The sequence below is a fragment of the Acidovorax sp. YS12 genome (assembly GCA_021496925.1).
Taxonomy (GTDB): Bacteria; Pseudomonadota; Gammaproteobacteria; order Burkholderiales; family Burkholderiaceae_C; genus Paenacidovorax.
Genome location: CP053915.1, coordinates 1,426,387 through 1,447,961 on the forward strand (window position 1 = coordinate 1,426,387; position 21,575 = coordinate 1,447,961).

The window sequence follows — 21,575 nt, forward strand, 5'->3', positions numbered from 1 at the left end:
GTTTTCTGAATGAGAACTATTTGCAATCATTTTAATCGATTCGGTTTCCCATCAGCGGACCAATTGATTGATTTCCATGATCGGCAGCATGATGGCGAGCACGATGAGCAATACGACGCTGCCCATCACCAGGATCATCACGGGCTCCAGCAGGGCCGTGAGGGTCATGGCCCGGCGCTCCAGGTCGGCGGACAGCGTTTGCGAGGCGTGCTGCAGCATGGCGGGCAGCTCGCCGGAGCGCTCCCCGCTGGCGACCATGTGGATCAGCAGCGACGGGAAGACCTTCTGGGTCTGGAGCGCCTGCGCGAGGGGGCTGCCTTCGCGAACGCGGTCCGTGGCGTCGCGCACGGCGGCGCGCAGCCGGTCGTTGGCGAGCGTGCGCTCGGCGGCTTCGAGCGCGGCCAGCAGCGGCACACCGCTGTCGGTGAGGATGGCGAGCGTGGCCGCGAAGCGCGCCACATCCACTCCCAGCGTGTAGCGGCCGAACAGCGGCAGGCGCAGCTTGCGCGCATGCCAGGCCAGGCGCGCGGCGGGCGCGCGCAGCCGCAGCCGCCACAGCACGAACAAGCCCGCCAGCCCCGCCGCGGCGGGCAGGCCCCAGGCGCGCACGAAGTCGCTGCCCGCCAGCATGATGCGGGTCAGCAGCGGCAGTTGCTGCGCCGTGCGGGTGAAGGCGCCCACCACCTGCGGCACGACGTAGCTCAGCATGAAGACGACGATGCCGATGGAGACCACGCTGACGATGGCCGGATAGATGAAGGCGTTGAGCACCTTGCCGCGCAGGCTGCCGCGCGACTCGATGTAGCCGGCCAGCCGCACCATGATCTGGGCGATGTCGCCCGCTTCCTCGCCCGCATCGACCAGCGCGCGGTAGACCTCGGGAAAGTCGCGCGGGTGCGCGGCCAGGGCCTGGCCGAGGCGGTGCCCGGCGCGCACGTCGGCGAGCACGCTGGCGAGCAGTTGCTGGGTGTGGCGGTTTTCCGCCTGGTCGAGGGTGGCCGTGAGCGCGCCTTCGAGCGACAGGTGCGCGAGCAGCAGGCTGGCGATCTGGCGGGTGAGCCAGCCCAGCTCCGCATCCGACAGGCGCGGGCCGAAGCGCAGGCCAGCGCCGGCGCGCTGGATGCCCGCCTCGCGCACCGTCAGGGCCAGCAGGCCGCGCGCGCGCAGGGTCTGGCGTGCATGGCGCTCGCTCTCGGCTTGCAGCCTGCCCTTTTCGGTGCGGCCGCTGGCGTCGGCGGCCTCGTACTGGTAGGTCGGCATGGCGCTAGTTGTCCCGGGTGACGCGGATGATTTCCTCGTCGGTGGTCACGCCCTGGGCGATCCAGCGGTCGCCGTCCTGGCGCAGGGTGCGCATGCTGGCCGCCAGCGCACTCTGGCGCAGCACCTGTTCGCTCTCGTTCGCATGGATCATGGCGCGCAGCCGTTCGTCGATGACGAACAGCTCGTGGATGCCCGTGCGTCCGCTGTAGCCGGTGTGGTTGCACTGCGCGCAGCCGGCGGGGTTCCAGGCGGCGCTGCCGTCGGCTTGGGGTTGCCGGCAGGCCGGGCACAGCTTGCGCACCAGGCGCTGGGCCAGCACGCCCTGGAGCGTCGAGGCCAGCAGGAAGGGCTCGATGCCCATGTCGATCAGGCGCGTGACGGCGGACACCGAGTCGTTGGTGTGCAGCGTGGCGAGCACCAGGTGGCCGGTGAGCGACGCCTGCACGGCGATCTGCGCAGTCTCGAAGTCGCGGATCTCGCCGATCATGACGACATCCGGGTCCTGGCGCAGGATGGCGCGCAGCGCGGCGGCGAAGGTCAGGTCGATGCGCGCGTTGACCTGGGTCTGGCCGATACCGGGCAGGTCGTATTCGATCGGGTCTTCCACCGTGAGGATGTTGGTGGTGCGGGCGTCGAGCCGCCCGAGCGCGGCGTACAGCGTGGTGGTCTTGCCGCTGCCGGTGGGGCCGGTCACGAGCACGATGCCGTGCGGCAGGTGGATGAGCCGGTCGAGCTGGGCGCGCACCTCGGCGGCCATGCCCAGGCGCTCCAGCTCCAGCCGCCCGCCTTCCTTGTCGAGCAGGCGCAGCACGGCGCGCTCGCCATGCCCGGTGGGCAGCGTGGACACGCGCACGTCGATAGGCCGCCCGCCCACGCGCAGCGCGATGCGCCCGTCCTGCGGCATGCGCTTCTCGGCGATGTCCAGGTGGGCCATGACCTTGATGCGCGAGACCAGCGCATTGTGCAGCGCGCGGCGCGGGTTGACGATGTCGCGCAGCGTGCCGTCCACGCGGTAGCGCACCACCGAGTGGGTCTCGAAGGGTTCGATGTGGATGTCGCTGGCGCCGTCGCGCGCGGCCTGGGTGAACAGCGCGTTGATCATGCGGATGATCGGCGCGTCGTCGCGGGTTTCCAGCAGGTCTTCGACCTCGGGGATGTCCTGCATCAGCCGGTCGAGATCGACCTCGTTGGCGGCGGCATCGACCACCGCGGCTGCGTCGCCGGTCTGCGCGTAGCTGGCGGCCAGCAGCGTGTCGAGTTCGCCATCGCCGACCTCGCGCACGGGCAGATCGCCGTGGCGCCGCCGGATTTCCGTGCGCGCCCAGCGCGGCGTCGAGGGGCTGACGGCGAGCGTCAGCCCCTCGGGCCGGACCTCGATCAGGGCGCGCTGCGCGCGCGCCCAGGCGTAGGGCAGCCTCACGCTCATGGTGCTGCGGTGCCTCCTGGCACTGGGGCTGGCGCTGGCGCTGGCGCGGCCGGCTCCTGCACTGCATCCTGCACCGGCGCTGCGGACGCGCCGCCCGGGGCCGAGCCCCGCATGTCCAGCAGTTGCGTTTGCGGGTCCTGCTGCAGCGGCGGCAGCGTCGTGCGCGACAGGTCGGGCAGCAACTGGCTCATCGTGTCGCGCGGCAGTTGCGTCTGCGAGCCGCGCATGTAGTTGTAGCGGTCGAGGGTCAGGCTGGCGGCGTCCTGGCTGTTGCGCACGATGTGCGGGCGCAGGAACACCATGAGGTTGGTCTGCGTACGGTTGTTCTTGTCGTAGCGGAACAGGCGGCCCACCACGGGCAGGCTGCCGAGGCCGGGCACCTCGGACGTGCCGTTGTCCACCGAGTCTTCCAGCAGCCCGCCGAGCACGATGATCTGGCCGTCGTCCACGAGCACGTTGGTCTCCAGCGCGCGCTTGCGCGTGACCAGCGTCGCGGCCGATTGCGAGGCCACCGTATCGATGCTGGAGACCTCCTGATACAGCGCCAGCTTGACCGTGCCGCCCTCGGAAATCTGCGGCCGGATGCGCAGCGTGAGGCCCACGTCCTCGCGCTCGACGGTCTGGAACGGGTTGCTCGCGCCGTCGCCGCTGGTGGTGTAGCGGCCGGTCACGAACGGAACGCGGCGCCCGACGATGATGCTGGCCTCCTCGTTGTCCAGGGTCATGAGGTTGGGCGTGGACAGGACGTTGGTGCCCGACTGGTTTTTCAGCGCCCGCGCCAGCAGGCCCAGGTTGATCACTTCGTTACCGAGGACGTCCACCGTGCCGCGCACGATGCCCAGGTTCAGGCCTTGGCCCAGCGCGTCGATGGTGCTGGCGGTGGCGCTGGAGGCCGAGAGGCCGCTGCCCCCGAGGTTGGTGCCGCCGATGACAGCCGTGCCGCCGTTGGCGATGCGGTCGCCGCCGAACATCCACTGCACGCCGAGCTGGGCGGCGTTCTCGGAATTGACCTCCACGACCAGGGCCTCGACCAGCACCTGGGCGCGCCGCTGGTCCAGCAGGTCGATGACTTCGCGGATGCTGCGGTACAGCGGCGGCGGCGCGGAAATGATCAGCGTGTTGGTCGTCGGGTCGGCCTGCACGGTCGCCCCGCCCGCCGTGAACGACACGGGGCGGCTGGCGTTGCGGTTGGCGGTGCCGGTCGTGCGCTGCACCGTGGCGGTGCTGTTGCGCGCACCAGTCTGCGTTGCCGCCTGCTGCAAGGTGCCGGTGCCGCTGGCCGTGGCGGCGCCCGGCGTCGTGGCGGGGGTGCTGGACAGCGCGTTGCTGGCGGTATCGGTCGTCTGGCCGCTGCCCTGCCCCGACAGCGCGCCGCGCAGCACCTCGGCGAGTTGGGTCGCCTGGGCGTTGCGCAGGTTGACCACGTGCAGGTTGCCCGCGCGCGCCTGCGGCACGTCGATGCGCGCGAGCAGGTTGCGCGCCAGTTCCAGCCGCTCCGGGCTGCGGGCGCTGACCAGCAGGGCATTGCTGCGCGGATCGGCGACGATGGTGACGCGCTCGTTCGCGTCGCGCGCCTGGGAATCCAGCAGTTGCGAGGCGATGGCCGCCACGTCGAGCGCCACGCCATGGCGCACCGGAATGTAGTCGCTGGCGAGCGCGATGGGGGTGTCGATGCCCGCGATGACCTGGGCGATGCGGTCGAGATTGTCCGCGTAGTCGGTGATGACCAGGCTGTTGTTGCCGGGGAAGGCGTTGATCGTGTTGTTCGGCGCGATGAGCGGGCGCAGCACCGGCACCAGCGCCTCGGCGCTCTCGTAGCGCACCGGGAAGATGCGCGTGACGATCTCGCCGCCGCGCGGCGCGGCAGCGCCGCGTGCCGCGCCCACCACGGGGCTGGCCTGGAGCTTGGCGTCGGCCTCGGGCACCACGCGGCTGACGCCGCCCGCGTCGATGACCGCGAAGCCCTGCATGCGCAGCGCCGACAGCAGCATGGCATAGGCCGTGTCGGGGGCGACGGGGGTCTCCGACACCAGGGTCAGGTTGCCCTTGACCCGGGGATCGATGACGAAGCTCTTGCCGGTGAAGCGCGCCAGCGTGGCCACCACGGCGCCCAGGTCGGTGTTGGGGAAATTCAGCGTGATCCGCTGGCCGTCGCCCGCAGCGCGGCTTGCGCTGCGCAGCGGCGCCGCGGCTGGCCGCGTGCTGCGCGCGGTGATGCGCTCGGGCTGCGCCTGCGTCTCGGCCTCGGCGTCCACCCGCTGCGCCGGCGGCAGTGCGGCCGGCCCCGCGGGCGCCGCGGCGGCCCAGCCGGTGGGCGGGGCGCGCTCGATCAGCAGCGCACGGGGGGGTGCCGCGGGGTTTTCGGAAGATGCGCAACCAGCCAGCAAAGCAGCCAGAACCAGCGGAGCGAACGCCGGGCGGCATCCCCCCTGCCTTGGCGGGAAATTGGGGTCAAACGAAAGCATGGCGGTCATGGTTGGCGGTGCGCCCCGTTTACTGGAAGCTCAGTTGGTAGTAGTCCGCCCGCCGCGTGCCGAGGGCGGCCAGCAGTTCGCGCAGCGCGATGCGGCCTTCGCGCGTGGTGGCGGTGTCGAAGCGGGCCTTGCCGTCCAGATGCAGTCCCTCGGCGGGCGAGTAGGTGCCGGCACCTTCGAGCATCAGCGGGCTCATGAGCGTGGACAGGGCGAGGTCGATGCGCGCGCCGTCGCCCTGGGTGAGCAGGAGACGGTAGGCCCCCATGGGGCGCACGGGCGTCATCCACGAGGCGGCGCCGTTCCAGCGCACGTCGAGCCGTTCGCTGCCCACGGGCGGCGCGGAGCCCCAGCCGATCAGCGTGGACGGCCAGCGCAGTTCCAGCTCGCCCTCGGGCGCCACGATGGCGAAGCGGGAATACGCCGCCGCCAGCAGCCCGGCAGGCAGGCGCAACGTCTGCGGCGAGGCGCGCAGGCCGCCCCAGGTCAGGTCGAGCCGGAGTTCGCCCTTCAGCCCGGGGTGGGTGGCCGCCAGGTGGGGGCCGCCGTCCAGGCCCAGCCGCCAGCGCAGTTCGCCGGGAACCGGCTTGCGCAGTTCGGGCCGGCCGAACGAGAAGGTGGCCCCGCCGGACCAGAGGGTGCCGTGGGCATCGACCGCGAGCATCGGGCCGGGGATGGACAACGCCGAGACGGCCCAGCGCGCGGGCGTGAGCGCGATGGCCAGAGCGGCCAGCACGAGGCAGAGCAGCGCGCCCAGCGCGATGCGCACCGGGCGTTTGCGCAGCCATGCCCGGGGGGCGGCCTTCGCGCCGGAAGGTGGCGGGGCCACGGTGGTGGTGGCGGGGGCGGCGGTGGCCGCGGTGACAGTGGCAGCGGTGTTCATGGAACGAGACCTCCTAGCGGAACTTCAATGAGTGGATGTCGCCCTGGCGCGGGCCGATGGCGTTGAGCAGGTCGCCGAGGGCGGCGCGGGTGTCGGGCGGGGCCGTGGCTTCGGCCCGGGCGGTGCCATCGAAGCGCAGGCCGCCCTCCGGGGCATAGGTGCCCTGCCCTTGCAGCATCAGCGGGCCGGACTGCGTGGACAGGGAGACGTCGATGCGCCCGGCCTCGCCACGGGTGAGTTCGATGCGGTAGGCGCCCAGCGGGCGCACGCGCGCCAGCGACGACGTGGCGTTGTTCCAGCGCACGTCGAGCACCGGACTGCCGCCCTGCTCCAGGGCCAGTCCCAGGGTGGTGTCGGGCCAGCTCAGCACCAGTTCGCCGCCGGGATTGAGCGCGCCGAGCGTGGCGTGCAGCGTCGGCAATACGCTGGCGGGCAGGCGCAGTGTCTGCGCCGACGCGCGCAGGCCACGCCAGGAGGGTGCGATGCGCACTTCCCCGCCCAGCGCCGGATGCGTGACGGCGAAATGCGGCCCGCCGCTCCAGCGCAGTTCCCAGCGCAGCGGCTCGGGCAGCGCGCGGCGCAGTTCGGGCCGCCCGACGGCCAGCATCGCATTGCCCGACCAGATCGAGCCGCCGGCATCGACGGCCACCAGCAGCCCTGAGGCAGGCAGCGCGGCGACAAGCCAGCGCGCGGGCATCACCGCGAGGGCGCACACCCCCGCCACCAGCACCAGCAGGGCGGCATGCAACAGCCTGCGCTTCATCGGGCCGCCCCCTCATCCCGTGCCAGGACGACCCGGCCGCTGACGGCGCCGGGCCGCTCGCGCCCCTCGACGACGGTGCGCTCCAGCACCACCGAACGGGTTTGCGTCTGCACCAGCAGGGGCACGCTCGCGAGCCAATCCATCAGGCGCGCGGCACCCGCGCCATCGACCGTGATCTCCCAGCGTCCCGTGCCGTTCTCGGCGGCGGTCACGGTGTCGTCCAGGCCGGCGCGCGCCAGGCTGCCCTTCAAGGCCGCAAGTACCTGCGAAGCCGCCACGCTGCCGGAGCGGCCTTGTTGCAGGGCCTGGGCCTCGCGCACGATGGCCTGCACCTGCACCATTTCGCTGCGCAGCAGCGGCAGTTGTTCACGTGCCTCGGCCAGTGTCCGCCAGGCGGGCCGCAGCACCGCCAGCCAGACGATCGCCGCCACCGCCAGCGCGGCGCAGGCACCGAGCAGCCAGCGTTCGTGGGGCGGGTGGTGCTCCCACCACGCCGCGGCCTGGCGGCGCAGGCCATCGGCGCGCACGCGCCAGGCCTGCGGCACCTGGATTTGTTCGATCAGGCGCTGCACGCTCATGGCCGCCCTCCCCCTTGCGCTCCACCTTGCGCCCCTGCTTGCGCGGGCGAGGCCGCGCGGCGCACGTGCCAGGTGTGCAGGAGCTGCTTGTCCTTTTCCAGGTTCAGCGCCTGGGCGGCGGCGGCCTGCACCAGCGCGGCTTCGTTGCCCGGCGGCGCGTAGCCTTCCGCGAGGGTCAGCGTCAGGGTTCCCTCCGCGAAGCGCATGGCGCGCACGTGGCCGGCGGCGAAGGGCAGCACGCGGGCGGCGCCCAGCGCGAGGGGCATGAAGTCGTCCCCGCCCGCCACGCCGCGCGCCAGCCGCAGGGCGTCGCGCGCATCGGCGGCCTGCTTGAGGGGCGCGATCACCATGGGAATCTGCGGGAAGGTTTCCTGCACGATGCCTTGCATGCCGTCCTGCAAGGCGACGATTTCCCGCTCCTGCTGGCCGGCGTAGAAGTGCAGCCCCGCGAGCCACAGCAGCGCGGCGGCGCCAGCCCAGGCGATGGCACCGCGCCAGGGGCGCGACCGGCTCGCGGGCCGCACGTCGCTGCGGGCCAGCGACCAGCCCGGCAGCGGCGCCAGCCAGCGTGCGTCGGCGGGCAGCGACAACGGGCTGTCGGGATGCGGATCGTCCGCCGGCAGGGCCAACTCGTGCGGGACGATGGCGGCCACCTGGAGGCCCGCCGCGTCCAGCAGCTCCCAGGCGCGGGCGATGGCGCGGCGCTCCGCCCAGGCCACGGCCGCCTCGCCGCTGGCACCGCGCGGGCCGTGGGCGATGCACAGATCGGCAATGTCCGACAGCGCCAGCGGCTCGATGGCGGAAGCCACGGCCGCATCCATCTGGCGCGGGGGCAGCGGCGGCACCGGCACGCTGACGGTGATCGCATCGCCTGGCGCCAGGATGGCGTGCAGGTGCTCGACGGGGACCTCGGCGGCGATGCGGTCGAGCGGCAGTTCGCCCGCGCGCAGCAGCGCGCCATGGCGGTCCACCAGCGCGAAGGCGCAGGGGGACCCGGGAACGAGGCGGGCCAGGGGCGGCAGCGCGAGGCGCAGGTGCTTCTTCATCACCGGGCCGCCCCAAATACTCTTGATTTGATAGCTTCAAGCGCTTTACTGGCAAGCGCTATAGGCCATTTTTGTTCACATTTATTTGCCATGGCCATCGTCCTATCCGCCCACCATCCAGCGGACGACCGGCTGCTGGCCTGCACGGCGCTGCAGCAGCGCCTGCACGCCCACCACGGCCTCGTTCACGGCCACCTCGCCGGAAACAAGGAACCAGTCGCTGCGCACGGCCACCCTCCCCGTAGTGGCGCCTGCGCTGGTGCCCAGGCGGTTGAAGAAATCGGCGCCGCTGGTGAACCACAGCCCACGGTCGCGCTCGGTGATGAGTTCACGCGCGGCCGCCAGCGGCAGGCTGGGCAGCGCAGTGCCCAGCACCTCGGCGCTCGCGGTGTTGACGTTGACGGCGGTGGCGCCCGGCAGCACGGTCAGGTAGGGACGCAGGATGCGCAGTTGCTCGGCGGTCATGCCCGGCAGCCCGGCCAGGTCGGCCAGCCTGCGCAGGCCGGGCGCGCGCGCCGGTTCGTCCTCGATCGGCTCGGCATCCAGCAGGCGCTGCGCCACGGCGCCCGCCAGTCCGGCGGGGATGTCCAGCGAAGTGAACAGGCGGCCCAGCGCCTCGACTTCCTCGGGGAGGATCTTGCCCTTTGACACGAGGTGGCGCAGGTTGTACTTGCCCTGTTCGTCCTCGATGCGCCCGGAAAACAGCGCCTCGCGGCCGTCGTCGAACGCGCTGACGTTCAGGCCGACGATGGGCTGCGCCCAGACGCCGTCGAGCCGTGTGGTGGGGCTGCGTACGCCGTCGTTGCGCAGGATGATGCGCGCCCAGTCGAGTCCGCCGCGCAGTATCCATTCGGCCTGCGCGCGGTCGCGCTCGCCCACCAGCGTGTCCACGAGCAGGCCCTGGCGCTGAAGGACCGCGGCCGCCGCCACGGTGGCGGCCAGCGCGATGAGCAGCGCGGCGATGATGGCCGCGCCGCGCTGGTGGAATCGCGAAAGGGCTTTCATGGCAGCAGCACCACCTTGCGGTACGGTTCGGCCCCGGTCTTCCCCGCGCGCACGACGACGACCTCCAGCCCGGTGGCCACCGTGGCGGCGGGCAGCGGCGGCGCGGTCCAGCCGCGGCCGGACAGCCATGCGCGCACGGAGAAGTCCTCGACCGGCTCCAGCACCACGTCGTCGTTCGCTACGTCGGGCAGGGGCAGCGTCGCGCTCGCGGGCCCTACCGCGCGATGGAGCGCGCCGTTCTCGAAGCGCCAGCGCACACGCTGCCACGCCCCGTCGCCCGCGGCGCGCACCAGTGCCAGTTCCTTGTTGCCCGCGGCGATGCCGGGCGGCAATGCGCCCGCGGGCGGCTGCGCGGCGGGGACGTTCGACGGCGCACTTGCCGCCGGCCGGATCGGCGCGGGCGGCAGGATATCGATGTCGGCATGCTGGCGGATGTCGCGCTCGATCTGGCCCACCACGCGGATCAGCGCGAGTGTGTCGTCCGCATGCAGGAAGATGCGTTCGCTGGTGCGCTCGACCGCATCCAGCCCGCGCCAGCCGATGAGGCTCAGGATGGCCATCAAGGTGATGGCCACCAGCACTTCGAGAAGCGTGAAACCGCGCAGCCGGCTCATTGCAGTCATGGCAGGCTCGAAAGAAGGCCGTGCAGCTCGGCAAGCACCGGGCCGTCGTCGGCCAGGCGCACGCGCACCGTGACCTGCCGGAAACCGTTGTTGGCGGACACCCGAACCACCGCATGGCAGACCAGCGCGAGCGCGCCCTGGGGGCACGGCTGCTGGTATTCGCCCGGGTTGACCAGGGTGCGCTGAAGGCGCAGCTCGGCCAGGCGGTTCTCGGCCGCCCACTGGGCCAGGCTGCGCTCGCGCATGCCCAGCACGCCATCGACGCCGACGCCCAGGGTGCGCAGAACCGCGCCCAGCGAAACGCCGACGATGGCCAGCGCCACCAGCACCTCGATGAGGGTGAAGCCGCACAGGCGCTTCATGGCACCACCTCGTAGCTGCCATCGCCATGGCGCCGCACGGCGACCGTGGTCTGGCCGTCGCTCAGCTCGACCGTCATCAGCGCGGGCATCCATTCGCCATCGAACTGTTCGGCGCCCGCAGGCTCGACATGCACACGCATGCGCCCCGCGGCATTCCACTGCCGGGGACGCAGCGCTGCGTTGTTCAAGGCGCCCGCGCGCCCGACAGGGCCGTACATCGCCATGTCGGCCGGCAGCACCAGGGCGCGCGGCAGGTGACGGAAGCTGTAGCCGTCTTCGTCGTACTCCCAGACGATGGGCTGCCCGCTGGTACGCGCCTGCGCCTGCGCGACAGGGAACAACTGCGCGAGACGCCGTGCGTCTTCGCGCAGATCGTGCGCCGCCGAGCCGACGGCGCCGACACCCAACCCCACCATGGCCGTGGCAATGCCGATGACGACCAGCACCACCATCAGTTCGAGGAGCGTGAAACCGTGCTGGCCTTTGCTTCGGCTACCCATCCCAGGACCCAATGTCTGCCGCCGGCCCCGTGCCGCCCGGACGCCCGTCAGAACCCAGGGAGAAGACGTCGATCTCGCCGTGCGCACCCGGATTGAGGTACTGGTACGGACGGCCCCAGGGATCGGTGGGCAGCTTGTCGAGGTACGAGCGTGCATTGCCGCCAAGCTGCCCGCCGGACGGTGCGCCGACAAGCGCGCGCAGGCCTTGCGCCGAAGGATACTGGCCGTTGTCCAGCCGGTAGAGCTTGAGCGCCTGCACGATCGCGCCAATGTCCTGGCGCGCCGCGACGGCACGCGCCTGGTCGGGGCGCTCCATGACGTTCGGCACGATGAGCGCGGCGAGGATGCCCATGATGACGACCACGACCATGATCTCGATCAGCGAGAACCCGTGCATCGACGCGAGCCGGCCGCGGGCGAGCGCGGGGGCAAAAAACAAGCGTTTCATCAGAACCCAAAACAAAGGGAAACAAGGGCACGAGGCGGGAGTGGTCTCCGACCGCCTCGGCGGAAAAACGGCGCTGCACGAGAAGCCGTTCCGCGACTGCTCAGCCCAATGGAATCAATTCACCAACATGCGAACGCTTCTCATTTGCGTAATAATACGGCATTCGGCGCGCGGGAGGGGTTGACAATTGTCATTACCCCCATGCAACCTTTTCGGGGGAAACTTTCCGGTTTATCGGCCCGGTGAGCGCGCCTGAAAGGCGGTGCCCCGCCCTGCCAATCTCCCTGTAGCGAGGCGATGCCGTCAGCTTGCGGGCCTGGCATCCGCCACCATCAAGCCCTTGACCGGGCCTTCGTCCATGCAGAAGAACCCGTTTCTCCCCCTGTCGCACGCCGTGGACTGGCCCGCCGCCAGCCGCCAGCTCGGGCTTGTGGCGTTCGCCGCAGGCGTGGGCGTCTGGGGAGCGCTGCTGCTCGCGCCCTCCCCCGCTGCCATGCCGCCCGCGCTGGGGGTCGCCGCCGCCCAGGGCACGGACACGGCGCTGGTCGCCCGATGGTTCGGCGGCGGCAGTTCACGCCTGCGCGTCACCGTCGCGGGGCTGATGGCCCACGAGACAGGCGGCGCGGTGCTGCTGGCCATCAACGGCGGGCTGCCCCAGGCCTACCGGGTCGGCCAGGCCCTGGCGCCCGGCGTGACCCTGGCGGGCATCCAGGCCGACGCCGTGCTGATTGACCAGGACGGCACGGTCGAGCGTCTGCCTACCCCCGCGCGGCCGGCAGCCGTGGATGGATTCATCCCCGCCGGTCCTGCGCCCGGCAATGGCTGACGCACCCTCACGGCTCCTGCGCTCCGCGTGGGCGTGGGCCGGTGCGCTGGCATTCCTTCTGCTCATCCTTCAAGCGGCAGGTGACGGTGCGCGGCTGGCGCTGCGCCTGGAATCCGCCGCGGTGGCGCGCGGCGAGTGGTGGCGCTTGTTCACGGCGCATGCCGTGCATCTGAGCTGGCCCCACGCGCTGCTCAACGCCGCGGGGGTCTTCGTGTGCTGCGCGCTTGCGCCGGCGGTTTTCAACGGATGGCTCGCCCTGCGAATCGGCGCCCTCGCCCTCGGCATCAGCCTGTGCCTGTACCGCCTCTCCCCCGAGGCGCTACCCTATGTGGGGCTGTCCGGGGTGCTCTATGGCCTGTTCGTGCTGGGCCTGGCGCCGCAAGCGCGGAGACTGGACGCCGTTGCGATCGCTGCCCTCATCGCCATCACGGGCTGGATGCTGCGGCAATGGCTCACCGGGCCACTGCAATCCGAGGAGCGCCTGATCGGCGGCGCCATCGCCAGCGTCGCCCACCTCTACGGGTATGGACTGGCCTTCCTGGGGCTACTGGCAGCGCCCCTTGCCCAGCGGATGCCCCGCAGCAAAGCGAGAGGCGACCGGCCGCTTCGGGGCTGAAAACCCAACACCCGCGATCCCTGCGCACGCGAAACAATGGGAGCGAGGCGATTTCCTATTGTCTGTCGCGCGCCGCCGCCCGATGGGTTCGACTACCGCCATGATCAACTTCGCGGTGGCTCGACATGCCCTTCCTTCCCCGCTCCCTGGATCCGCGATGCAAGCCCTTCATCGGCTTGTGCGCGCTGCTGGTCAGCGTCTGCTGTTTCGCCGCGGACGTCATCGCCGTCACCGATAGCCGCCATCCGGTGCGGGCACCTGCGGGAACGCGGGTGATTTTGCTGGATGCGCCTGCGCGCATCGAGGCGGAACTGGCCGCGCATCTGCCTGCCGACCCTGCGCGCAGCGCTGCGCTCGTCCGGCAGCGCCTGGGGGATGGCGGCGCGGCGCTGCAACGCCGCATCGCGCCGGCCTACCAGGGCGTGGTCGATGCCTGGAGCCTGCGCGTCACGACGATTCCCGCGGTCATCGTGGACAGGCGCTACGTGGTGTACGGCGAGACGGACGTGGCCAAGGCGACGGCGCGGGTCGCTGCGTACAGGGCTGCGCAGCCATGATGCCCGCCCGCCGCCTGCGCCGTGCCATCGGCGCGCTTTTTCTGACCCTCGCCTCGCCGTCGTTCGCACTGCTCGATACCGCAACGATCATCGCGTCCTCGCGTTCGCTCGATTGCCTGGAATACCGCGTCGTCGGCATCTGCTACTGGCTGTACTGCACCTGGACGGGATGCACGGTGCGCACGTCGGTCAAGGTCAGGCACTACGTTCCCGATGCCGTGGTGTCCAGTTACTCGAACACCGGCGAGAACCCCTGGCTGGAGATGCGGGCGCTCAGCCTGCCCAACCCGACGGCCCTGGGCGGCGGCGACGGCACGACCAACGAAGATCACGAGAACAACCTGGCGAAGTTCAAGAACGCCGACGTGATCGGCCACCCCGGGGGATCGACGCTCGGCCTGTTCACCAGCACCTTCGGCTTGGCCTGCCAGGGAGCAGGCACGGCGTTCGCGCCCTACCTGCTGAGCACCCTGGACACGCTGGCCTGGCGCTACAACGTGCCGGAGATGGCTTACCCCGAGGCGCTGATCCCCGGCCTGCGCGAGGTCGGCGCGCGCACCACGCTCAATCTGTGGGGCAACGTGTACCCGCGTGGCGGATTCCTGCACCAGTCCGACGATCACAAGGCGGGGGCGGTCGTGGCCCAGCGCGCAGGCGATGTCGTCACCCGGCTCGGGCAACCGCACGTCTATCAGCCCTTGCTGGCGAGTCCGCGGCCCGGTTACTGGCCGGCGGGCGCGCTGGTGGAAGGCAATGCCTCGACGGGCAAGTGGCAGGAACTGACGCCCGTCCTGTCGCCCTCCTGCACCGTGTTCCCGCGCGGCGGCTTCCTGACCCAGGCCCAGCAAGGCGACTACGCCTGGGCGCTGTGGCGGCCCTATGCCTGCTGCATGCGCGTCGGGCAGGTGTTCCTGGGCAGTGTCGATTTCTGATGAGGTGCCATGATGAAACGTCCTGAAACCAAGCACGTTGGCACCACAGGCCGCCGGTTTGGCCCGGTTGCACTGGCCTGTGCCATGGCCGTGGCATGCGGGCTGGCCTGGGGGCAGTTGCGCTACCAGAGCAGCGGCAGCGTCATCGGCGATGACGTCATGTACTCCATCGGAGGGGGAAACGCGGTCTCCATGGGGCATGCCCCAGGCATGCGTTCGATCGGCGTGGGCGTGGGCTGGAACAGCAATTTGGTCTGCGGCGACATGAGCATCACGACGACGCTCAAGAACCAGCTCAACGGCATCACACAGGGCTTCCAGCAGATCATGAGCAGCGTGATCCAGAGCGCCACCAGCGCGGTGGCGTCGCTGCCCGCGCTGATCATCCAGCGCGCCGATCCGGGCCTGTACAACCTGCTCACGAATGGCGTGCTGCAGGCGCGACTGGACTTCGACCGCTCCAAGCTCACCTGCCGGGCGATGGCCGAGAAGATGGCGGACATGGCGGGCGGGCAACTGGGCTGGAGCCGTGTGGCCGAAGGCATGGCGCTGCGCGAAGCCGTCGCCAGCACCGACGCCGTATCGGCCGTCGAGCAGGCGGAGAAACGCCGGGGCAACGGCGGCGTGCCCTGGGTCGGCGGCAGCAACGCGGGCGGCACCAGCCAGCCGCCGATCAAGGTGGTCAGCGACGTGACGCGCGCGGGCTACAACCTGGTCAACGGCCGCAGCGTCACGGACACCACCGCGATGGCCCCATCCAGTTGCAACAGCCTGGCCTGCCAGGCCTGGACAACGCCCCAAGCGGCCGTCGAGTGGGCCACGCGGGTGCTGGGCGAGAAGGAGCAGCGCACCTGCGATTCCTGCACCAAGACCCAGACCGTGCCTGGTGTGGGCCTGACGCCGCTGATCCAGGAGGAGTACGACGTCAAGCTGCAGGCGCTGCAAGATTTGGTCTCCAAAGCGAAGAACACGACGCCGGAGAACCTGCGCGAGGCTGGTAGCGCGTCGCTGCCCATCACGCGCAGCGTGGTCGAGGCGCTGCGCGATGAGCCGGACCAGGACCTGCTGGCGCGGCGCCTCGCATCGGAGGTCGCCCTGTCGTCGGTGCTGGAGAAGGCACTGCTGCTGCAACGCACGCTGCTCACCGGGAAGAAGGAGCCCAATGTCGCGGCCAACGAACTCGCGGTCGAGGCCGTGAACAAGGAGAGCGACACGCTCGACCGGGAAATCCGCAATCTCAAGACCGAACTGGAACTGCGGCGCGAGCTGGCGAGCAACTCGCCCATGGCGATCATCCAGCGCCACGGCACGCGGGCAGCGGGCTCGCGCGGGATCTACGAGGGTGATCCGGTGCCCGACCGGCTCGACAAGTTGCAGAAGGGGCGTCCCGGGAGCACGCCATGAGCCGGATGCGCGCGGCCTGGTTGCGCCCGCGCTGGCTGTTCAGCCGGAGCGCGGCGAAGGCGCTGCTGTGGACGGCGGTGCTCATCGCCGCCGCCGTGGGCGCCAATATTGCCGGCATCTACCTTGTGGGCAGCGTGGCCGGCTGGGAGCGGTGGCTGGCGGCCGCCTCGGGCTACTTCCTGGTGTGGCGGCTGTGCCTGTACGGGGCGACGGCATACGGATGGCTGTGGATGCGCCGCCGGCTGCTGGCGCGGGAAGCCGACGCGCACGCGCGGCGCCTGGTGCGCAGCGAGATCGCCGGCGTCGTCGCCATCGCTGCGCTGGAAGCCAGCCTCTGGATGCAGGGTTGAGGGACGGGCCATGACGATTTTGACGACCGACTATCTGGAGTATTACCTGACCCTCGTATCCTGGATCGTCCATAACGGCATCTGGGCAGTGCTGGTGGCGAGCGGGGTATTCGCCCTGCCCTTTCTGGCGATCGTCGTGCAGGAATGGCTCAAGGCCCGTGCGGAAGGTGCCGACGAAGGCAACAAGGGGGTACTCTCGGCGGCGCGCATCGAGAACCGGGTGTTCGTGGCCATCGTGGTGGTGATGTTCGCGGGCATCCCGTTCATGGACGTGAACCTGGGCACTATCCAGTACGACAGCTCGCGTTCCGCACAGTGCCAGGTCAGCGTGCCGCAGCCCACGGACACAGGCTGGTCGCAGTCCTTCAGCACGCTCAACAACCAGTCGGCGAAGCTGCCGGTCTGGTGGGCCTTCATGCATGTGCTGTCACGCGCCGTCACCGGCGCCTCGGTGGCGGCGATCCCGTGCGGCGCCGACCTGCGGCAGATGCGCATGGAGATCGACGCCACACGCATCAACGATCCCGTGCTGGCCCAGGAAGTGGCCGACTTCACGCACGACTGCTACGGCCCGGCGCGCGCCAAGCTGTTCATGCTGCGCCCTCAGTTGGACGACGCGCAGATGCACGACGTGACCTGGATCGGCTCGCGCTTCTTCACGGAGACGGGCGGCTACTACGACAGCTATCGGTCCAGCACGCCGCGCGACGCCTGGCCCTACGACAGCACCCGCGACGCAGGGCTTGCGCAGGTCAACAGTGGTGGCGGCTATCCGACCTGCAGGCAGTGGTGGGCCGATGGCGGCAACGGCCTGCGGGCACGCCTGCTGGGTCAGGTGGACCCGAGCCTGTTGAATCGCTTGGCGGGCTGGGCGGGGCTCCTGAGCCGGGCCGAGGCGGACGACTCGGTTATCCGCACGATCGCGGCGCCGCGGCAGCAGAAACTGAACCAGGGCAGCGTCTACACGGACTACGGCGGCCAGATCGACAAGTCCCTGCCGAACATCGTGACGCGGGCCGCGGGTGACCTGGGGATGGCGTCCGGTGCGATGGCGGCGTTTCCTGCCATGGACGTGGTGCGCCAGGCGCTGCCCATGGTGCTTGCACTGCTCAAGATGGCGCTGGTCATCTGCATCCCGCTGGTGCTGGTCGTGGGCACCTATGACTTGAAGACGGTCGTGACCGTCAGCGTCGTGCAGTTCGCGCTGTTCTTCGTGGATTTCTGGTTCCAGCTTGGACGCTGGATCGACAGCACCATCCTTGATGCGCTCTACGGGCAGGGATGGGGGTGGAACCGGCCGCACAGCAATTTTGATCCGCTGGTGGGGCTGAACAATGCGTTCGGGGACATGCTGCTGAACTTCGTCATGGGCACGATGTTCTTGGCCTTACCGGGATTTTGGCTGGCGAGCCTTACGTGGGTTGGGATTCGGGCTGGGCACGCCATCCAGGGACTTTCTGATGGCAGCAAGAGTGCCGGCCAAGCTGGCGGCAAGGGCGCCGGGGCGCTCACCGGGGGCAAGCTGAAGTAGCGCGGGGCCGGTCAGTCGTCTGTGTACAACTCGTGCGACGTGTCGTTGTACAGATTGGGATCGTAGCCCGGCGTTTTACGCAACTCGGTCAGGTCGGTGAAGGGCCACTCGCCGTCATCCGAGGTATTGGCAGCAGCCGCCCATCCCGCAGCTGCCACGCCCAGCAGCACGAGTGCGAACCAGAAAGCAACGTAGAGCAGCACCCCGAGCACAGCCAGCTTGACCACCCACAGCAGCACGCCGGCACCAACCTGCGGCACGCCCTTGGAAACCAGCCAGTTCGACGCCCTCCGTTCGCCACGCGCATAGGCACGCCATCCCCGGCCAAAGGCGCGGCCGAGGCGTTCTGCGGTGCTGATGCGGGCTGTCGTGTTCATGACCGTCTCCTGTTACAGGGGTGGCTACTCCAGTTTGTTCCAATTCAGTTCTGTTTGTGACTTCAATGTGTTCTCTGGCTGCTTCAGGATTCTTCGTCATCCGGTTCTACTGGGCCGGGGTCGGGCTCCACGCCGATGCGGTAGGCAGCAACGAAACGCGGCCAGTCCACATGGTCAGCCAGGTCGATGTCCCCGATGACGCTGACCTTCGCTCCCGCCCGCTCGAACAGGGCGATGCTCTTGGCGGGATAGTTGTTGCGCGACGGGTAGAGCACCCCGTCGAACAGCGGCTGGCCATCGTTTCCGAGCACCGCATGCACCTGGGCGGACACCTGCTGCGTGTGCGTGTAGTCGCGGCTGGCCAACTGCTCCAGGTTCAGGCCGAAGTAGCCCGCCATGACGCCCGGCGCCGTGAGGTCGGCCAGGAGCGCATGGTCCAGCACGCCTACTGCGCGCACCATCCGGGCCTGGACTTCTTTCAGCGCGATCGAGCGTTGCGTGTCCGCAAGCCACTGGTGCTTGTGAAACACTGACTCCATCAGCGCCGTGGGCAGGTCGCGCCCCAGGTAGAGCACGCCATAGGCCCGCGCCGGATCATCGTAGCGATTCGTGCTACTGCGGCCATAGAACAGCGGACTGCCTCGATAGACGACACGGCTCACGTGCTGGAGCAGTTCGCCGGCGTCAATCTGGAACGATGGCAGCTCACGGCTCATGGCGACCTTGCTTCAATACACCTGCACGCCCAGCACGTTGAACACGGCCTCGGCCACGTCGTCGATCGTGCGATGCGTTACCGCATCCACCGGCGAGCGGCCGCCCAAGCCTTCGAGCGGTTCGGACAGCGCGCGGTAGATCGCCCAATGGTCGATGCCTTCGACCTCTTGAAGCACGGTTTGGGTCAACTGCTGCTTCACCGGGTCGAGCTGCCAGTCGGGCAGCTTCTGGCCGCGCGGCCCCACGTTCAGCGCGAGCAGCCGGCGGGCGAGGATGTCCTTGTAGATCTGCTGGCGCGACTTGTCCGCCAGCTTGGCGAACTCGGGGATCGGCAGGTTGTGCGGCTGGCCGAAGGTTTCCAGCAGCGCGGCGCGGCCTCGCTGGATGTCGGTTGCATTCGGTGCCCAGCGCGTGTCGGCACGCAGCGCGGCCGCCTTGCGCGCCAGGGCCTGCCCCACCGTTTCGCCTTCCAAGTTGGCGGGCAGCTTCACGGCCTCCACCCGCTCGTGGACGAACGCCTGCAACTCAGCCGCGAACGCCGTGGCATCCCGGATTTCGACGGTATCCGCGAAGCGGCGCACATCCTCCACCGTGACACGCGGCAGACGGTCGGCAATGAATTCAATGGCAGTGGGCATGGTCATCTCCCAGGTTAGTTTGAGATGGGATTCACTTTAGTCTCGTTTGTCGCATTTGTCAACCAAACAACTCGAGGGCAAGAGCCTGCTTGGCGAAAGCGGCGCCCCGCAGCATAGGCCGAGGGCGGCACCCGGTCGCCATCTAATCCATTCGTGCGGATTCCACATTGACGCTGGAGCCGCAGGCCGGGCCACGCTATATCCAAACGGTTAAAGGCCAAAGGGCCGAAACGGCAAGGGAATGGGGTGCAAGGGGAAAGGCCCTACCTCGAAAAGGCAAAAAAGGCCTCCCGCTCGGCCCGCCACCAGGACACCACATGCTTTCCCTGTTCCAGCGAAAACGCCGCCCGGCCGCAACCGCCCCATCGCCCACGCCAGCCCCCGATCCTCCAAAAGGGCTGCTGCGGCCCGAATCCGCCGCATCGCTACTGGCGACGCCACGCCGGCAGAAGCTGCTGGAACACATCTGGCAGCGCACCTCGCTCTCGCGTCAGCAGTTCGCCACCCTGTACCACACGCCGCTGGAACGCTACGCCGAGCTGGTACAGGCCTTTCCTGCTTCCGAAGCGCACCACCACGCATACCCCGGCGGCATGCTCGACCATGGCCTGGAAATCGTCGCCTACAGCCTGAAGCTGCGGCAGTCCCATCTGCTGCCCATCGGCAGCAGCCCCGAAGACCAGGCCGCGCAGTCCGAGGCCTGGACCGCCGCCGTCGCCTACGCGGCACTGCTGCACGACATCGGCAAGGTGGCCGTCGATCTGCACGTCGAGCTGGCCGATGGCAGCACCTGGCACCCATGGCACGGCCCACTGCGCCAGCCTTACCGCTTCCGCTACCGCGACAACCGCGAGTACCGCCTGCACAGCGCTGCGACAGGCTTGCTCTACCGGCAACTACTCGACGGCGATCTGCTGGACTGGCTCAGTGGCTATCCGCCCCTGTGGGCACCGCTGCTCTACGTCCTGGCCGGGCAGTACGAGCACGCCGGCGTGCTGGGCGAGCTAGTCGTGCAGGCCGACCGCGCCTCCGTTGCCCAAGAGCTGGGCGGCGATCCTGCACGCGCCATGGCCGCGCCCAAACACTCGCTGCAACGCAAGCTGGTCAACGGGCTGCGCTACCTGCTCAAGGAAGAGCTGAAATTGAACCAGCCCGAAGCCTCCGATGGCTGGCTCACCGACGATGCGCTGTGGCTGGTGAGCAAGACCGTTTCCGACAAGCTCCGCGCACACCTGCTGTCCCAGGGCGTCGATGGCATCCCGGCGAACAACACCGCCGTATTCAACGTACTGCAAGACCACGGCATGCTGCAGCCCACAGCGGACGGCAAGGCGATCTGGCGCGCGACCGTGACCAGCGCCACCGGCTGGTCCCACTCGTTCACCCTGCTGCGGCTGGCACCCGCGCTGATCTGGGAGCCTGGCGAGCGGCCTGCGCCGTTTGCGGGCACTGTGGCGATGGACACGGCATCTGCCGACAAAGACGTCGAGGCCTCGTTGTCCCAGCCGACGTTCACGGCCGATCAAGCAGCGGAAGGCCCGGATGCTGTGCCATGGGAAGAAGCAGGAGCCGCCGCACCCATGCCCTCGCCTGCCGCTCCAACCGCGCCCGACGTCATGGAAGACATGCTGGCGATGGTAGGCATGGGTGCACCGTCCAGCACGCCCCTGGATGCGCAAGCCGGTGCGGCCGATGTACCTGCGGCGCGCGCCGAAGCGTCCGTGCCGGAAATGACTGTGCCCATGCCCGCACCGCCAGCATCGACCGCACAGCCATCCGGCGAGCATTTCATGGAGTGGATGCGGCAGGGCATCGCCACGCGCAAGCTCATCATCAACGATGCGAAGGCGCTGGTGCATACCGTGAGCGATACCGCGTACCTGGTCAGTCCGGGCGTGTTCCAGCGCTACGCACAGGAGCAGCCGCAAGTAGGTGCGTTGGCCAGACAGGAAAGCCTGCAAGATTGGCAATGGGTGCAGAAGCGCTTCGAGCGGCTGCTGCAGCACCGCAAGCATCCCAACGGCCTGAACATCTGGAGCTGCGAGGTCACCGGCCCCCGGAAATCACGGCGCCTGCACGGTTATCTGCTGAACAACCCGGCCACGCTGTTTCAGGAGTTGCCGCCGAACAATCCGTATCTTTCACTGCGTGCGCCGTGAACTCGGCTCGGAGTGCATCAGTTCAAGCACAGCCCCACCTCTCATTTGGCCGATCAGGTTGTCTCGTGCAACACGCGCGCCCGGCAGCAATCAACCGATGGTT

General features: G+C 69.5%; 22 protein-coding genes and 1 pseudogene. 8 read left to right on the forward strand and 15 right to left on the reverse strand.

The genetic code is table 11. The features are described from left to right. Window positions 1-51: 51 nt before the first annotated feature. The 12 genes and pseudogenes from gspF to gspG all read right to left on the reverse strand — a co-directional run bounded on the left by gspF (window position 52) and on the right by gspG (window position 11,314). A complete protein-coding gene (gene gspF, locus YS110_06420; protein ID UJB64405.1) occupies window positions 52-1,260 on the reverse strand; it encodes a type II secretion system inner membrane protein GspF in 1,209 nt (402 codons plus the stop codon). Between the two features lie 4 nt (window positions 1,261-1,264). After that, window positions 1,265-2,686 carry a type II secretion system ATPase GspE gene (gspE, locus tag YS110_06425; GenBank protein UJB64406.1) on the reverse strand — a complete coding sequence of 474 codons (1,422 nt, stop codon included), beginning with the start codon at window positions 2,684-2,686 and terminating at the stop codon, window positions 1,265-1,267. Continuing rightward, window positions 2,683-5,151 carry a type II secretion system secretin GspD gene (gene gspD / locus YS110_06430; protein ID UJB64407.1) on the reverse strand — a complete coding sequence of 823 codons (2,469 nt, stop codon included), beginning with the start codon at window positions 5,149-5,151 and terminating at the stop codon, window positions 2,683-2,685. Before gspD ends, gspE begins: the two co-directional genes overlap by 4 nt. 28 nt (window positions 5,152-5,179) lie before the next feature. Further along, window positions 5,180-6,040, reverse strand: coding sequence for a type II secretion system protein N (gene gspN / locus YS110_06435; GenBank protein UJB64408.1), 861 nt, complete (start codon window positions 6,038-6,040; stop codon window positions 5,180-5,182). 13 nt (window positions 6,041-6,053) lie between these two features. After that, window positions 6,054-6,803, reverse strand: coding sequence for a type II secretion system protein N (gene gspN / locus YS110_06440; GenBank protein UJB64409.1), 750 nt, complete (start codon window positions 6,801-6,803; stop codon window positions 6,054-6,056). Further along, window positions 6,800-7,381 (reverse strand): type II secretion system protein M, encoded by a 582-nt coding sequence (locus tag YS110_06445; protein ID UJB64410.1) that lies wholly within the window; start codon window positions 7,379-7,381, stop codon window positions 6,800-6,802. The genes gspN (YS110_06440) and YS110_06445 overlap by 4 nt, the downstream gene beginning before the upstream one ends. Then, window positions 7,378-8,427 carry a general secretion pathway protein GspL gene (locus YS110_06450; GenBank protein UJB64411.1) on the reverse strand — a complete coding sequence of 350 codons (1,050 nt, stop codon included), beginning with the start codon at window positions 8,425-8,427 and terminating at the stop codon, window positions 7,378-7,380. Before YS110_06450 ends, YS110_06445 begins: the two co-directional genes overlap by 4 nt. A 102-nt stretch (window positions 8,428-8,529) precedes the next feature. Beyond that, on the reverse strand, window positions 8,530-9,432 hold the full coding sequence (gspK, locus tag YS110_06455; protein ID UJB64412.1) for a type II secretion system minor pseudopilin GspK: 903 nt from the start codon (window positions 9,430-9,432) through the stop codon (window positions 8,530-8,532). A gap of 509 nt (window positions 9,433-9,941) precedes the next feature. After that, window positions 9,942-10,055: pseudogene (locus YS110_06460) on the reverse strand (prepilin-type N-terminal cleavage/methylation domain-containing protein). Then, window positions 10,052-10,417, reverse strand: a complete 366-nt coding sequence (gene gspI / locus YS110_06465) for a type II secretion system minor pseudopilin GspI (protein ID UJB64413.1) — start codon at window positions 10,415-10,417, stop codon at window positions 10,052-10,054. Before gspI ends, YS110_06460 begins: the two are co-directional and overlap by 4 nt. Then, on the reverse strand, window positions 10,414-10,917 hold the full coding sequence (locus YS110_06470; GenBank protein UJB64414.1) for a prepilin-type N-terminal cleavage/methylation domain-containing protein: 504 nt from the start codon (window positions 10,915-10,917) through the stop codon (window positions 10,414-10,416). Before YS110_06470 ends, gspI begins: the two co-directional genes overlap by 4 nt. Continuing rightward, on the reverse strand, window positions 10,910-11,314 hold the full coding sequence (gene gspG / locus YS110_06475; protein UJB67374.1) for a type II secretion system major pseudopilin GspG: 405 nt from the start codon (window positions 11,312-11,314) through the stop codon (window positions 10,910-10,912). Before gspG ends, YS110_06470 begins: the two co-directional genes overlap by 8 nt. Window positions 11,315-11,723: 409 nt before the next feature. On the opposite strand from gspG, the gene YS110_06480 reads away from it, so the two are divergent. The 7 genes from YS110_06480 (at window position 11,724) to YS110_06510 (ending at window position 17,581) form a co-directional block, all read left to right on the forward strand. Beyond that, window positions 11,724-12,191, forward strand: a complete 468-nt coding sequence (locus YS110_06480) for a hypothetical protein (GenBank protein UJB64415.1) — start codon at window positions 11,724-11,726, stop codon at window positions 12,189-12,191. Further along, window positions 12,184-12,807, forward strand: a complete 624-nt coding sequence (gene rrtA, locus YS110_06485) for a rhombosortase (GenBank protein ID UJB64416.1) — start codon at window positions 12,184-12,186, stop codon at window positions 12,805-12,807. Before YS110_06480 ends, rrtA begins: the two co-directional genes overlap by 8 nt. A gap of 125 nt (window positions 12,808-12,932) precedes the next feature. Then, a complete protein-coding gene (locus tag YS110_06490; GenBank protein ID UJB64417.1) occupies window positions 12,933-13,364 on the forward strand; it encodes a TIGR03757 family integrating conjugative element protein in 432 nt (143 codons plus the stop codon). Further along, the gene (locus tag YS110_06495) at window positions 13,361-14,296 is read left to right on the forward strand and encodes a TIGR03756 family integrating conjugative element protein (protein ID UJB64418.1); all 936 of its coding nucleotides are present in this window, start codon (window positions 13,361-13,363) and stop codon (window positions 14,294-14,296) included. The genes YS110_06490 and YS110_06495 overlap by 4 nt, the downstream gene beginning before the upstream one ends. Window positions 14,297-14,308: 12 nt before the next feature. After that, window positions 14,309-15,700 (forward strand): integrating conjugative element protein, encoded by a 1,392-nt coding sequence (locus YS110_06500; protein UJB67375.1) that lies wholly within the window; start codon window positions 14,309-14,311, stop codon window positions 15,698-15,700. Then, window positions 15,697-16,050, forward strand: coding sequence for a hypothetical protein (locus YS110_06505; GenBank protein UJB64419.1), 354 nt, complete (start codon window positions 15,697-15,699; stop codon window positions 16,048-16,050). The genes YS110_06500 and YS110_06505 overlap by 4 nt, the downstream gene beginning before the upstream one ends. A 10-nt stretch (window positions 16,051-16,060) precedes the next feature. After that, window positions 16,061-17,581, forward strand: coding sequence for a conjugal transfer protein TraG N-terminal domain-containing protein (locus YS110_06510; protein ID UJB64420.1), 1,521 nt, complete (start codon window positions 16,061-16,063; stop codon window positions 17,579-17,581). A gap of 11 nt (window positions 17,582-17,592) precedes the next feature. Here YS110_06510 and YS110_06515 read toward each other — a convergent pair whose 3' ends face one another. The 3 genes from YS110_06515 to YS110_06525 form a co-directional block, all read right to left on the reverse strand. Continuing rightward, entirely contained in the window at window positions 17,593-17,958 is a 366-nt protein-coding gene (locus YS110_06515) for a DUF3742 family protein (protein ID UJB64421.1), read from the reverse strand. 83 nt (window positions 17,959-18,041) lie between these two features. Next, the gene (locus tag YS110_06520) at window positions 18,042-18,674 is read right to left on the reverse strand and encodes an RES family NAD+ phosphorylase (protein UJB64422.1); all 633 of its coding nucleotides are present in this window, start codon (window positions 18,672-18,674) and stop codon (window positions 18,042-18,044) included. 12 nt (window positions 18,675-18,686) lie between these two features. After that, the gene (locus YS110_06525; GenBank protein ID UJB64423.1) at window positions 18,687-19,313 is read right to left on the reverse strand and encodes an integrase; all 627 of its coding nucleotides are present in this window, start codon (window positions 19,311-19,313) and stop codon (window positions 18,687-18,689) included. Window positions 19,314-19,630: 317 nt separating this feature from the next. Between YS110_06525 and YS110_06530 the strand changes: the two genes are divergently transcribed. Beyond that, window positions 19,631-21,472, forward strand: a complete 1,842-nt coding sequence (locus YS110_06530) for a TraI domain-containing protein (GenBank protein UJB64424.1) — start codon at window positions 19,631-19,633, stop codon at window positions 21,470-21,472. Window positions 21,473-21,575 lie beyond the last annotated feature (103 nt).